This is a genomic window from Halorubrum hochsteinianum (genome assembly GCF_023702125.1).
GTDB classification, from domain to species: domain Archaea; phylum Halobacteriota; class Halobacteria; order Halobacteriales; family Haloferacaceae; genus Halorubrum; species Halorubrum hochsteinianum.
On the sequence record NZ_CP098415.1, the window covers coordinates 338,926 to 352,925 of the forward strand.

Consider the following 14,000-nt stretch of genomic DNA (forward strand, 5'->3'; position numbering starts at 1 on the left):
TGGTGAATACACGTCCAATTATCTCTGAACTCGAACGGATGACAGGGGCTAAAGACGACAATATTCGCGAACCGGAAAACGTTCGTTCAGAAATACGTCGGTGTCTCCTTCCAGAAGCCTTTTGATGAGTCCGCCGGAATCTTGCCCATAGTACATGGCCGCGGATTTCAACTGGGCTGTCGGCGGAGAGGCCGGCGACGGCATCGACTCGACGGGGAAGATCTTCGCGCAGGCGCTTTCCCGCGCGGGTCGGCACGTGTTCACGTCGAAGGACTTCGCATCGCGGATCCGAGGCGGCTACACCGCCTACAAGGTGCGGACGTCCGTCGACAAGGTACAGAGCGTCGTTGACCGGCTCGACGTGCTCATCGCCCTGACCCCCCGGACGATCGAGGAGAATCTCGACGAGCTCCACGAGGGGTCGGTGATCATCTACGACGGCGAGCGGACGACGATGCAAGACGTCGAGATCCCAGAGGAGATGATCGGGCTGGACGTGCCGCTCAAGAGCCTCGCCGAGGAGGCGGGCGGGGCGATCATGCGGAACGTCGTCGCGCTCGGGGCCGCCTGCGAGGTGGCCGAGTTCCCCATCGAGAACCTCGACTCGGCGCTCGAAAAGCGGTTCAAGGACAAAGGTCAGAAGCTGGTCGACAACAACAAGGAGGCCGCGCGCGCCGGCCAGTCGTACGTCGCCGAGGAGTACGACCACGAGTTCGACTACGATCTGGAGACCACCGACGAGGACTACGTCCTCCTCAACGGCGACGAGGCGATCGGGATGGGCGCTATCGCGGCCGGCTGCCGCTTCTACGCCGGCTACCCGATCACGCCCGCGACGGACGTGATGACGTACCTCACGGGCCGCATCGAGCGGTACGGCGGCCACGTCGTCCAGGCGGAAGACGAGCTGTCGGCGATCAACATGGCGCTGGGCGCGGCCCGCGGCGGCGCTCGCGCGATGACCGCCACCTCCGGGCCGGGGATCGACCTGATGACCGAGACGTTCGGGCTCATCGCCACCTCGGAGACGCCGCTCGTCATCTGTAACGTGATGCGCTCGGGCCCCTCGACGGGGATGCCGACGAAACAGGAGCAGGGCGACCTCAACGGGATGTTGTACGGCGGCCACGGCGAGGTCCCCCGGTTCGTGCTCGCGCCGACGACCATCGACGAGTGCTTCTGGAAGACGGTCGAGGCGTTCAACCTCGCCGAGAAGTACCAGCTCCCGGTCTACCTCACCGCCGACCTCTCGATGGCGGTCACCGAGCAGACGTTCTCGCCGGAGACCTTCGACATGGACGAGGTGGAGATCGAGCGCGGCAAGGTCGTCGACGAGACGACCATCGACGACCACATGAGCGACTCCGGCGGCTTCCAGCCCCACGAGATCACCGACGACGGGATCTCGCCGCGGGCGTTCCCCGGCACGGCCGACGGCGCGCACATGTCCACCGGCCTCGAACACGACGAGCAGGGCCGCCGGACCGAGGACACCGAGATGCGCGTCGAGCAGGTCGACAAGCGCAACCGCAAGGTGGAGACGGCCCGCGAGCGCGAGGACTGGAGCCCGCGCGAGTTCGGCGACGCGGACGCGGACACCCTCGTGATCACCTGGGGGTCGAACGAGGGCGCGCTCGCGGAGGCGGTGGAGTTCCTCGACGAGGAGGGCATCGACGTGCGGGTCCTCTCGGTCCCGTACGTGTTCCCGCGGCCGGACCTCTCGGATGACGTCGCGGCGGCCGAGACGACGGTCGTCGTCGAGTGTAACGAGCGGGGGCAGTTCGCCGACCTCGTCGAGCACGACGTGCTCGAACGGGTCGACCGGATAAACAAGTACAACGGCGTGCGGTTCAAGGCCGACGAACTCGCAGACGACATCAAAGCGACCCTCGCGGAGGGGGTGGAGGCGTAACCAATGAGCTCAGACATTCGATTCACCGACTTCAAGTCCGACAAGCAGCCGACGTGGTGTCCGGGGTGCGGCGACTTCGGCACGATGAACGGGATGATGAAGGGCCTCGCGGAGACGGGGAACGACCCCGACAACACCTTCGTCGTCGCCGGCATCGGCTGCTCCGGGAAAATCGGCACGTACATGCACAGCTACGCGCTCCACGGCGTTCACGGGCGCGCCCTTCCCGTCGGAACCGGCGTCAAGATGGCCCGGCCCGACATCGAAGTGATGGTCGCCGGCGGCGACGGCGACGGCTACTCCATCGGCGCGGGCCACTTCGTCCACGCCGTCCGGCGGAACGTCGACATGACGTACGTCGTGATGGACAACCGCATCTACGGGCTGACGAAGGGGCAGGCCTCCCCCACCTCGCGCGAGGACTTCGAGACGTCGACGAGCCCCGACGGTCCGAAACAGCCCCCGGTCAACCCCCACGCGCTGGCGCTCGCCTCGGGCGCGACGTTCATCGCGCAGTCGTTCTCCTCGGACGCGCTCCGCCATCAGGAGATCATTCAGGAGGCCATCGAGCACGACGGGTTCGGCTTCGTGAACGTCTACTCGCCGTGCGTCACCTTCAACGACGTCGACACCTACGACTACTTCCGCGACTCGCTGGTCGACCTGAAGGAGGAGGACCACGACCCGACCGACCGAGAGGACGCGAAAGACGTCATCCTCGACAACGAGAAGGAGCACCAGGGCGTCATCTACCGAGACGAGTCGTCGGTGCCGTACCACGAGCAGCACGGCGTCGACGAGGACATGTCCGTCCTCCCGGACGGCGCGCCCGAGAGCGCGACCGACCTCGTCCGCGAGTTCTACTGAACCGGTCGTCCGGGGCGGGTAATTCCGTCCTCTCGTGACGGCCAAAACCGGCCGAACGCCGGTGTCCGAACGGATTTTTCGCCGGGTTTCAGCAAGCCTAATTAGGTGGGTCCGCATCGTTCGTATATGGTTGACCGCTACGACGTCGCGATCGCCGGCGCGGGCCCGGCGGGGGCGCAGTGCGCCCGCGATCTGGCGACGCGCGGCTACGACGTCGTCGTCTTAGAGACGGAGTCGGAAGACGAGTTCCCGCGACAGAGCAACAAGTCGACCGCCGGCACGTTCCCGTCGATGATGTCCTCGTTCGGGATCCCGGACGACGTCGTGATGTCGTACACCGACGACGTCGTGTTGGAGTCGCCCAACGAGTACTACGCGAGCTACCAGCCGGGGGCGGTGCTGGAGTTCGCGGATTTCAAGCGGTTCCTCGTCGAGGACGGCCGCGAGAACGGCGCGGAGTACCGCTTCGACGCGCGCGTCTCGCGCCCGATCCTCGACGACGACGGCGTCATCGAGGGGATCCGCTACAACGGCGACGAGGAGCTGTACGCCGACGTCGTGATCGACGCCACCGGCCCGGCCGCGCCGATCGCGAGCGCGCTCGACGTCGTCGACCTCGAACGGGAGAACCAGGCGATCGGCATCGAGTACGAGATGGAGGGCGTCGAGATGAACCACCCCGAGTACGCTGACCTCCGGCGCGCGATGATGCTCCGGCTGGACCACGACATCGCGCCCGGCGGCTACTCGTGGATCTTCGCGACCGGCGAGGACACCGCGAAGGTCGGCCTGTGTTACATCCAGAACGACCGCCACCGCGAGTTCGCCGAGGCGGGCAAGACGGTCGACGGCTACCTCGACGACTGGGTGAGCCGCGACCCCCGCTTCGCCGACGCCGAACAGATCGGCGAGAAGGTCCACCGCGGCTCCGCGCACATCCAGATGCCGGACCAGATGCACACGGATCGCTTCCTCGCGATCGGCGACACGGTCCCCACCATCGACCCGCTGTGGGGCGAGGGGATCCACAAGGGGATGAAGTCGGCCCGCGCCGCGGCCGCGACCGTCGACCGGTGTCTCACCGACTCGGAGCGCCGCCTCGACGCCGATAGCCTCGCGGTCTACGAGCGGCTCTGGCACCGCGACGTGGCCCCGCGGATGAAGGCGCGGCTGATGCTCACGCGCCTGCTGTACCTCGCGCCCAACGAGCGGTACGACCGGTTCATGCGCGACCTCCGGCGGACCGACGAGAACACGCTGGAGAAGGCGAATCAGGGAGACAAGGCGGCGATGGCGAAGCTGCTCCACCTCTCCGACGTCCCGCTGTTGACGAAGTTCGCGCGCGAGCGACTCGACGTCTGAGACCGCGGAAACGCCGCGGCGAAGGTAGAACGGAAGTGCGAACGCGAGCGTCCGTCGCGTCTATCGCTCGTCGATCGGGACGAACTCGGCGTCCTCGGGGCCGGTGTACCGGGCGCGGGGGCGGATGAGGCGATTGTCCTCCTGGTACTCGGCGACGTGGGCGATCCAGCCGCCGACGCGGCTCATCGCGAAGATGGGCGTGTACATGTCGACGGGGATCCCGAGGGTGTCGTAGACGGAGCCGGAGTAGAAGTCGACGTTCGGGGCGATTCCCTTCTCGACGAGGCCCTGATCGGTGAGGTACTCCTCGATCGCGGTGGTGTAATCGAGCCACTTGGTGTCACCCGACGACTCGGCGAGGTCGCGGAGCTTCTCTTCGAGGATCACCGCGCGGGGGTCTTTCACCTTGTAGACGCGGTGGCCGAAGCCGGGAATGCGTCCGCCGCCGTCGCGGGTGTCTTTCACCCACTGGACGGGGTCCTTCGAGGAGGCGTCGATCTCGTGGAGCACCTCCATCACGTCCTGGTTGGCCCCGCCGTGGAGGGGGCCGGAGAGCGCGCCGATGCCGCCGGTGACGCCGGAGTAGACGTCCGCCATCGTCGAGCCGATCACCATCGCGGTGAACGTGGAGGCGTTGAGCCCGTGGTCGGCGTGGAGGGTGAGCGCCATGTCGAACGTCTCCTCGCTCACGGCGTCCGGCTCGGTCCCGGTGAGCATGTAGAGGAAGTTCCCGGCGTGCGAGAGCTCCGGGTCGGGCGCGACCGGCTCCTCACCCTGACGGACGCGCTCGAACGCGGCGAGGACCGTCGGGATCTTCGCCGTGATCCGCCGGCCCTGCCGGAGGGTGGCCTCGCCGTCGTCGGCGCTCTCGTCGCCCTCAGGGTCGTAGGCTGACAGCATCGACGTCGCGGTCCGGAGCGCGGCCATCGGACGCTCCCCGGCGTCGGCGAGGGCCCGGACCGTCTCGATGACGTCGTCGTCCACGTCGCGCTCCGCCGCCAGATCGGCGGCGAACGCGTCGAGTTCCGCGGCGGTAGGGAGAGAACCGTGCCACAGCAGATACAGCACCTCCTCGTAGCTCGCGCCGCGAGCGAGGTCCTCGATGTCATATCCGCGGTACACGAGCTTCCCGACCTCGCCGTCGACGTAGCTCAGATCCGACTCCGCGACGAGGACGCCCTCGAGCCCGCGTTTTAACTCATCGGCCATACCACGTCGTTCCGACCACCGGCAAAAAAGCGTTATCTTTCAGGAGGGATACGTTTCGTCGATCGTGGTACGTCGCAGCGTCGAACGACGACGTGACAGGCTTCGGAAACGTCCGAGGCGGACTGCGGTCCCTCGGTTCCGCCCGCTCAGCGCGCCGGAACGACCGTCACCGTTCGGTTCCGGTCGATCGCGTCCTCCAGCTCCTCGGCGATGGCGGAACCGCGGGAGACCTGGACCTCGCCGCCGCGGCCGACGGTGGCGGTGAAGAGGTACTCCCCGTCGGCGCGCACCTCGACCGTCTCGCCGACGCCGTCGTCGACGTCGATGACGACGTGCCGCGAGGTGATCTCCGGGGCGACCACCGTTCCGCGCTCGGCCCCGACCTGTCCCCCGCCGCTGCCGTTATCAGCGGCACCGCCCGCCGGGCCCTGCCCCGACCCGCCGGGCTTCTCGTCGTGTGTGCGGACGTCGATGTCGATCCCGAGGCGGTTCTCGATGTCGGCGATGCGGCCGCCGCCCTTCCCGATCACCGTGCCGATGTCGCCCTCGGTGACGTAGACGACCGCCTCGTCGTCGCCGTTCAGCTCCACGTCGACGTGGCCGTGCGCGACCGATCGGATCTCCCGTTCGATCTCCTTTTTCGCGATGCGGCCGACGCCGGAGTCACCCCCCGCCTCGCCGCCGTCCTCGTCGAGCGGGACGGTGACGACCTGCCGGTTGAACGTGTAGATCTCGTACTCCGGCCGGCCCGTCTCGAAGTTCGACACCTGAATGACCGGGCGCGCGAGGTCTTCGGCGGTGAGGCCCGCCGGGACCTTCACCTCGGTCGTCACGTCGTACACGGTGTGGACCTCGCCGGCCTCGATGTAGACGACGGTGTCGACGATCTGCGGGATCATCCCGAGCTCGACGCGGCCGACGAGGCGCTGGAGCGCGTCGATGGCGCGCGAGGCGTGGACGACGCCGACCATCCCGACGCCGGCCATCCGCATGTCCGAGAACACCTCGAAGTCGTTCGTCTTCCGCACCTCGTCGTAGATGGTGTAGTCCGGCCGGACCAGGAGGAGCGAGTCGGCGGTGTTCTCCATCTCGCCGCCGAGCGCGCCGTACTGGGTGATCTCCGGGCCGACCTGGAGGTCCCGCGGCTTCTCCATCGTCTTCACCGCGTAGTCGCTGTCGTTCAGGAACTCCGCGACCGCCTGCGCGAACGTCGACTTCCCGGCACCGGGCGACCCGGAGATGAGCACGCCGCGCTTCCGCTCCGTGAACCGGTCGCGCAGTTCGTCCGCGAACTCGTAGTCGTCGAGCGTCGTCTTCGCGATCGGTCTGACGGCCGTGATCTCGATGCCGTCGGCGAACGGCGGCCGCGCGACCGCGATCCGGTAGTCCCGGAACTGGACGATGTCCATCCCGTCGTCGGAGAGCTCGATGAAGCCCTCGTTGGACTGCCGGGCGAGGTCGACGATCGAGTTGGCCCACTCGCGCATCTGCGCCTCCTCGGTCGGCTCGTCGTCGATCTCGACGTAGCGCATCTCGCCGAGGCTCCCGCGTTTCGCCTTCGGAACGGTGCCCGTCTTGAGGTGGACGGACATCGTCTCGTCGGTGAAGAAGTCCCGAATCGGCAGGTCGTCGACGACGCCGCGGGCGACGGGTTCGACGTACTCCACGTCGAGCCCCTTCGCGCGGGCGACCTCGGCCTGGACCACGTCGCTGGACAAAAGCGTCGCGTCGTGGTCGGCGGCCAGGTCGCGGATCAGCGCGTCCACGTCGCCCTCGTGGGCGTTCGAGCGGGCGTCGCCGCTGGCGCGCTCGCCGACGTACCGCAGTTCGATGGTCCCGTCGTCGGCGTGGTCGGCGAGGCGCTTGAGTTCGCTCAACCCGTCCCAGCCGGATTCGAGCCCGTCGTTCGCCTGCGACTCGAGTTCGCCGACGACCGCCTCCGGGACGAACACGGTGACCGACTCGTAGGTCCCGTCCGCGACGCGTTCGGACACGCGGCCGTCGACGACCGCGCTCGTGTCCGGTACTACGTTCATACCGAGGATCGGTCCGGGAGGCGTATAAGGGTGTTCGACCGGGGGCCGCGGCGACCGGCCCGCGACCGCCCCCGCCTCGCCGACGGCGACCGAGTCCGCGGCGGCCGGTTCGACCTCGCCGCTCGCAGCCCGATCAGTCGTCCGCGGCGGCCGGCTCGGCCTCGTCGCTCGCGAGGCGCTCGGCGTAGGCGGTGAAGTTGTCGAACAGCGCCTTCGCCTCGCAGGCGGCGTCGTACGCCGCCGGCGTGATCGACTCCAAGACGGCGTCGACGCGGGCGTCGCCGATCTGGTCGCGCTTCCCGTCGGTCACGTCGCGGGCGGTCTCGGCGTCGTACTCGGGGTGGAACTGGACGCCCCAGCAGTGGCCGTCGCGGAACGCGTGGACGCCGCGGTCGTTCTCGGCGAGCAGCGTCGCGGACGGCGGGAGTTCGACCACCGCGTCGCCGTGGGTGGTGAACGCGGTGAACGACTCGTCTATCCCCTCGAACAGCGGGTCCTCGCGGGTCTGACGGATCTCGTTGTAGCCGATCTCGAATCCGTCCATCCCGGCGACGCGGCCGCCGAGCGCCTCCGCGAGCACCTGGTGGCCGTAACAGACGCCCAGCACCGGGCAGCCGGCGTCGGCGGCCTCGGCGACGTAGTCGACCAGCGGCGGGATCCACGCCTCGTCCCAGTAGACCGACGAGCGCGACCCGGTCACGACGACGCCGTCGAACTCGGTGTGGTCGGGGAGGTCCCCGGAAACGGCGTCGAACTCGACGAGGTCGGCGTCGATCTCTCTGCGGAAGTTCCGACGCGTGTTCGCGCCGTCGTGAGCGGCGTTCAACAGGGCGAACCGGAGGCGAGTCATTGCCGGAACGGAGAGCCGAGAGCGACAAAACGGTTACGACGCCGGACGCGCCGGCCGACGACGCGGACACGCGGAACGACGGCGGTCGGCGGCGTCCGCCGACCTCACTCGAACGTCGCGCTCGCGTGCTCCGCCAGCCACCCGGCGAGCATGTCGTTCACCGCGGCGGACGCCTCGACGCCGACGAGGTGTCGAGCGCCCTCGATCGGATGGAACTCGCCGCGGGGGAGTCCCTCCGCGAGCGTCTCGCCGGCGGTGACGGGACAGACCGTGTCGTCGGTCCCGTGGACGACCAAGGCCGGCGTCGCGACCTCGAAGAGTTCGTCGGCCAGATCGAACTCGTCGAGCGCGGCGCGGTGCGCCTCGTACGCCTCGCGGTCGGCGTCCTCGGCGAGCCGCCACTCCGCGATCCGCGAGAGCGCGTCCGGGTGCGCCTCGCGGAAGTCGACGGAGAGGAGCCCGTTCAGCGACCCCTCGACCGCGGCGGGGTCGGCCGGGTCGGCCCAGACGCCGTCGGCGTTGTACGCGTCGCCCGCCGGCGGCGTCCCGAGGAGCGCGAGGCTCGCCGGTCGCGAGGAGGTCAGTGCGGCCGTCAGTGCGACGGTGCCGCCGAGCCCGTAGCCGACGAGGTGGGCGTTCCGGACCCCCTCGGCCGCGCACACCGCCTCGACGTCGGCCGCGAGCGTCTCGATCGAGTAGGGGCCGGGCGGCGCGTCCGACCGTCCGACGCCGCGCGTCTCCGGCGTGATCACCGTGTGGGGGCCAGCGAGGGCGGCGTGTTGCCAGCCGAACTGCCACGCGCCGAGCCCCGCGTCGCCGCAGAAGACGACCGCCTCGTCGGGGTCGCCGGCGTCGGGGGCGTCCACCTCGTACCGGATCTCCGCGCCGGCGTTTGTCGCGTAGGGCATAGTGAACTCGCGGAGAGTCCGTCAGGCCTCCTGGAGGCTGCGGAGGACGTCCGGTGCCGCCTCCAAGGCGTCGTCGAGCGCGTCGGCGTCCGGGCCGCCGCCCTGCGCGAAGTCCGGCGGCCCGCCGCCGCCGCCGCCGACGCGGCCGGCGAGCTCCGAGACCACCTGCCCGGCGTTCACGTCGACTCCGTCCGGGACGCCGACGACGAAGCTCGCGGAGCCGCCGGCACCGCTGCCGATCACCGCGACCTTCCCGTCGTCGACGTGGGCGTTCGCGGTGGCGCGGAGCTCGTCGGCGTCGCCGTCGAGCCGCTGGATGACCGCGGTCGCCCCGCCGACCTCGACCTCCTCGGCGTCGGCACCGCCGGAGGCGCGCGCGGTCGCGAGCTCCTCTTTGAGCGACTCGATCTCCTTGCCCCGGGCCTTCCACTCCTCGAAGAAGCGCTCGGCGGTGTCCGGCACGTCGAGCGGGTCGACGTCCAACACGTCGGCCGCGTCGTACAGCGCGTCCTCGGTGCGCTGGGTCGCCTCAACCGCGGCGGCACCCGCCGCGAACACGATGCGCTCGACGCCGTCCTGAACCGGCTCGGTCTTCAACACCTTCACCGCGCCGATCTCGCCGGTGCGGTCGACGTGGGTGCCCGCGCAGGCCTGAACGTCGGCGTCGCCGACGTGGATCAGGCGGACGTTCGTTCCCGGCGGGACGCCGCCCTGATACAGGTCGAAGCCGTGTTCGGCCTCCGCCTCGTTCCGGTCGGGCCACTCCTGCCGGACGGGCACGTCGTCGCGGACCAGCTCGTTGGCGACGCGCTCGATCGCCTTCACGTCCTCGCGGGTGATGCGCTCGAAGTGGCGCACGTCGAGGCGCGCGGAGTCGGTCCCCTTCTGGGCACCGGCCTGCCGGACGTGGCCGCCGAGCACCTCGCGGGCGGCGTGGCCGATGAGGTGCGTCGCGGTGTGGTGCGCCCGGAGGCGGTCGCGGCGGTCGCCGTCGACCTGCCCGCGGACGAACTCCCCCTTCCCAGGGTCGGCGTCCGTGCGGTGGAGGACGATCCCGTCGGTCTCCTGTACGTCGGTGACGTCGACGGTCGTCTCGCCGACCGTGAGCTGTCCCCGGTCGGTGGGCTGTCCGCCGCCCTCGGGGTAGAACATCGTCTGGTCTAAGACGACGTCGTACCCCTCCTCGGCCTCCAACACGTCGAGGACGACCGCCTCGAACTCGGTGCGCCCCTGGTCGTCGTAGAACAGCTTCTCGGTCTCGGGGAGGTCGGCGAGCCGCTCGTCGCGCTCGTCGGCGGCCTCGGCGGCGTCGGCCTCCTCGTGTCTGTCGGCGACGAGCGCGTAGAAGTCGTCGGGCACGTCGACGGTCGCGCCCCGCTCGTCGGCGATGTCGGCGACCATGTCGGGCTGGATCCCGTGGGAGTCGTACAGCTCCAACAGCTCCTCGGTCGGGATCGGCTCGCCGGTGCCGGCGTACTCGTCGGCGAGCTGTTCGACCTTCCGGGCACCGCGCTCCAGCGTCTCCTCGTACTTCCGCTCCTCGCTGCGCACGATCTCGCGGACCGTGTCGCGGTTCTCGTAGCCGAGCCGATCGGCCTGCATGTCGACCAGCTCGTCGAGCGGGGCGTCGACGCCGACCTCGTCGACGAGCCGCTTCATCCGGCGCAACACCATCCGCGCGAGGTAACCCGTCCCGACGTTGGAGGGGACGATCTCGTCGCCGAACATGTACGCGAGCGTCCGCGAGTGGTCCGCGATCGCGTAGATCGATTCGAGCGGCTCGACCAGTTCGCGCAGCCGCTCGACGTCGACATCGAGCCGGTCTGCGATCTCGCCGCGCGCGGCCTCAACGTCGTCGACGTCGTCGATGTCGAGCCGTCCGGAGAGCTTCGCGGCGCGGTGGATCAGCTCCCGCTCCGCCTCCGTGTGCTCGATCCCCGCGTTGTCCTTCAGGAATTCGATGGCGTCGGGGTAGATCGCCTCGTACACCGTCGCGGTCCCCTGGCTCATCCACGTCCACCGCTCTAACCCGTAGCCGGTGTCGACGATGTACGTGTCCATGAACGAGTACGTGTGCCCGTCCTTCATCTCGTAGTCGCCGTCGGGGTCCCGCTCCATACACATGAAGACGAGCGTCGCCAGCTCGGCCCCCTTGTAGATGACCTCGATTGCGGGCCCGGCGTTGCCGCCGCCGACCCACGGGTCCTCGATGTAGGTGATCTCTTCGAGGTCCGCCCCGAGGCTCTCGAACAGTTCGTCGCAGTACCGGACCGTCTCGTCTTTCCAGTACACCTCGCCGTGGTAGGCGTACTCGCCCTCCTCGACCTCCTCGCGCGTGTTGAACGCGTGGTGGGCCATCATTTCGAACGCCATCGTGTGCCGGCCCGTCTTCCCGACGTTGTCGATGTCCTGCATCCGGATACAGGGCTGGGAGACGGTCAGCGGGTTCGCCGGCGGCGGCGTCTGCCCGGAGGTGACCAGCGGCTGGAAGTCGTAGATGGACGCCTGCGTCAGGAGGACGTCGTCGCGCCAGCGGTTCGCGGCGACCGGGTACGGGTCGATCCGCTCGTGACCGTGCTCCTCGAAGAAAGAGAGGAACGCCTCGCGCATCTCCGACAGCGAGTGGGCCTCGGGGAAGCCCGGGTCGTCGATGAAGCTGTAGTCCGCACATGGCGGCTCGCCGCACAGTTCGCGGTCGGCGTCGCGGGTCCAGAAGTGCGCGCCACAGGAGGAACACTCCTTGCGCTCGAACCCCTCCTCCTCGAAGTAGTCGAGACGGTACTCCGCTTCGAGATCGCTCATTACACGAACGTGGCCCGTGTTGCTCCAAAAGGGTTCCGGGGTCGCTCGTCGGCGGTCGTGCGGGGAAACTCGACGCCGGTCCCGACGAGAAACCGACGGCGGGATCCGGACGCAACGTGTGGCCTCGACGACCGGTAAGAAGACTTATAATCTCGTGGAAGGCTATCATACACCATCGTGACTTCCGCGGTTGGCGAGCACGCGCTGGTCCTCGTGCTCGGCGACGACCCAGAACGCACCGGCGACGTGGGGAATCGGTTCGGCGCAGCGTGGAGCGCCTCCGACGGCGACCGGGAGGTGGCCGTCGAGACGCGCGCGGCGACCTCCGGCGACTTCGACGCGGAGCGGACCGACGACGCCGACGTGATCGTCGTCGTCGACGAGGCGGCGCTGGACCGCGTCCGGTCGGCCGACCGCGACGGGTTCGTGGTGGCGTACGTCGACGACCCGGCCGGCGAGACCGCCACCGATCCGGTCGTGGACGCGGTCGCCGGGACGCCCGAGGCGCTCGCGGAGACCGTGTCGTGGCTGCTCGCGCGCGACCGCCGGACGGTCACTCGGTCGGAGCCGACGCGGACGCCGTCGCGGGTCGAACGCCTCAACGCCGGCATGGCGGAACTCGCCGCCGTCAGGTCCGTCGACGAGGCGTATCGAGCCGCCATCGCGGTCGCCGAACGGGTGTTCCCCGAGTACCAGAGCGTGGTCGCCGTCCGCGACGGCGAGTGGGTCGAACCGATGGTCGCGTCCAGCGGGACGCCGGTCGAGGACTGTAACCGGGTCCGCGTCGGAACCGAGGTGGCCGGACGGGCCGTTCGGACCGGGGACACGTCGGTCGCGCCGAACCCGAACCCGGACAGCCAGTTCGACGCGCTGCTCACCGTCCCGGTCGGCGACGACGCGGTATTCCAGCTCGCGGCCGACGGGGCGAGCGGGACCGACGAGTTCGACGACGCGGACCGCAGGCTGGCCGAGCTGCTCGGCTCGCACCTCGAGGAGACGCTCGATCGGATCGCCGTCACCGAAACGCTCCGCGCCGAGCGCGACAGGCTCCTCGCGCTGTTCACGAACGTCCCGGACCCCGCGGTCGCCTACGACTACGTCGACGGCGAGCCGGTCGTTCGGCAGGTCAACGACGCGTTCGAGTCGACGTTCGGCTACGACGCCGAGGCGGTGACCGGAGAGTCCATCGACGAGTACATCGTTCCGGCTGATGCCGGGGGTGAGGCCGACGACCTCAACGACCGCCTCCGGCGCGGCGAGAACGTCCGCCGCGAGGTGACGCGGATGACCGCGGACGGGCCGCGCCACTTCATCCTCCATGTCATCCCGATCTACCTCAACGCGGCGAACGCGGCGGGCTTCGCCATCTACACCGACGTCACCGAGCGGCGGGAACGCGAGGAGACGCTCAGACGGCAGAACGAGCGGCTCGACGAGTTCGCCTCGATCGTCTCGCACGACCTCCGGAACCCGCTGTCGGTCGCCGAGGGGTACGTCGACCTCGCGCGGGAGACCGGCGATCTGGACCACCTCGACAGGGCCGCCGACGCCGTCTCGCGGATGGACGAACTCGTCGCCGATCTCCTGTCGCTGGCCAGACAGGGCCGAGCGGTGGGCAAGACGGAGTCGGTCTCGCTGTCCGACGTCGCGCGCGAGGCGTGGGAGAGCGTCGACACCGGCGGCGCGACCCTGACCGTCGAGTCGGACGCGACCCTGGAGGCGAGTCGGACGCGCCTGTGTGAACTGTTCGAGAACGTCTTCCGAAACAGCGTGGAACACGGCCGGGACTCCGCGGACGATCCGCTCTCCGTCCGAGTGGGGGCGACGCTCCGCGACGACGACGCAGTCGACGGGTTCCACGTCGAGGACGACGGGACCGGCCTCCCGGAGGAGGACATCGACCGGGTGTTCGAGAGCGGGTTCACGACCGAGGAGTCCGGCACCGGGCTCGGGCTCGCAATCAGCAAGCAGGTCGCCGAGGCGCACGGCTGGACGGTCGAGGCCCGCGCCGCCGAGGGCGGCGGGGCCCGGTTCGAGTTCCGCGCGTCCTGACC

9 protein-coding genes are annotated in these 14,000 nt (G+C 69.3%); 4 read left to right on the forward strand and 5 right to left on the reverse strand.

The window, feature by feature from the left end; all coding sequences use genetic code 11:
* The first annotated feature begins 154 nt into the window (after positions 1–154).
* The 3 genes from NAF06_RS01705 (at position 155) to NAF06_RS01715 (ending at position 4,141) form a co-directional block, all read left to right on the forward strand.
* A complete protein-coding gene (locus tag NAF06_RS01705) occupies positions 155–1,912 on the forward strand; it encodes a 2-oxoacid:acceptor oxidoreductase subunit alpha (protein WP_008581559.1) in 1,758 nt (585 codons plus the stop codon).
* A 3-nt stretch (positions 1,913–1,915) separates the two neighbouring features.
* A complete protein-coding gene (locus tag NAF06_RS01710; RefSeq protein ID WP_008581562.1) occupies positions 1,916–2,779 on the forward strand; it encodes a 2-oxoacid:ferredoxin oxidoreductase subunit beta in 864 nt (287 codons plus the stop codon).
* Between the two features lie 126 nt (positions 2,780–2,905).
* Positions 2,906–4,141: a digeranylgeranylglycerophospholipid reductase gene (locus NAF06_RS01715; protein WP_008581564.1), complete on the forward strand. Its 1,236-nt coding sequence runs from the start codon at positions 2,906–2,908 to the stop codon at positions 4,139–4,141.
* A gap of 60 nt (positions 4,142–4,201) precedes the next feature.
* On the opposite strand, the gene citZ is transcribed toward NAF06_RS01715, so the two are convergent.
* The 5 genes from citZ to alaS all read right to left on the reverse strand — a co-directional run bounded on the left by citZ (position 4,202) and on the right by alaS (position 11,946).
* Positions 4,202–5,350, reverse strand: coding sequence for a citrate synthase (gene citZ, locus NAF06_RS01720; protein WP_008581566.1), 1,149 nt, complete (start codon positions 5,348–5,350; stop codon positions 4,202–4,204).
* A 146-nt stretch (positions 5,351–5,496) separates the two neighbouring features.
* Positions 5,497–7,386, reverse strand: a complete 1,890-nt coding sequence (locus NAF06_RS01725) for a PINc/VapC family ATPase (RefSeq protein WP_008581567.1) — start codon at positions 7,384–7,386, stop codon at positions 5,497–5,499.
* 133 nt (positions 7,387–7,519) lie between these two features.
* Positions 7,520–8,236 carry a type 1 glutamine amidotransferase gene (locus NAF06_RS01730; RefSeq protein WP_008581569.1) on the reverse strand — a complete coding sequence of 239 codons (717 nt, stop codon included), beginning with the start codon at positions 8,234–8,236 and terminating at the stop codon, positions 7,520–7,522.
* A 104-nt stretch (positions 8,237–8,340) separates the two neighbouring features.
* Complete coding sequence (locus tag NAF06_RS01735) at positions 8,341–9,144, reverse strand: alpha/beta fold hydrolase (RefSeq protein WP_008581571.1); 804 nt, start codon at positions 9,142–9,144, stop codon at positions 8,341–8,343.
* A gap of 21 nt (positions 9,145–9,165) precedes the next feature.
* Positions 9,166–11,946, reverse strand: a complete 2,781-nt coding sequence (alaS, locus tag NAF06_RS01740; protein ID WP_008581573.1) for an alanine--tRNA ligase — start codon at positions 11,944–11,946, stop codon at positions 9,166–9,168.
* Between the two features lie 177 nt (positions 11,947–12,123).
* Here alaS and NAF06_RS01745 point away from each other — a divergent pair, with 177 nt between their 5' ends.
* Positions 12,124–13,998: an ATP-binding protein gene (locus tag NAF06_RS01745; protein ID WP_008581575.1), complete on the forward strand. Its 1,875-nt coding sequence runs from the start codon at positions 12,124–12,126 to the stop codon at positions 13,996–13,998.
* Positions 13,999–14,000 lie beyond the last annotated feature (2 nt).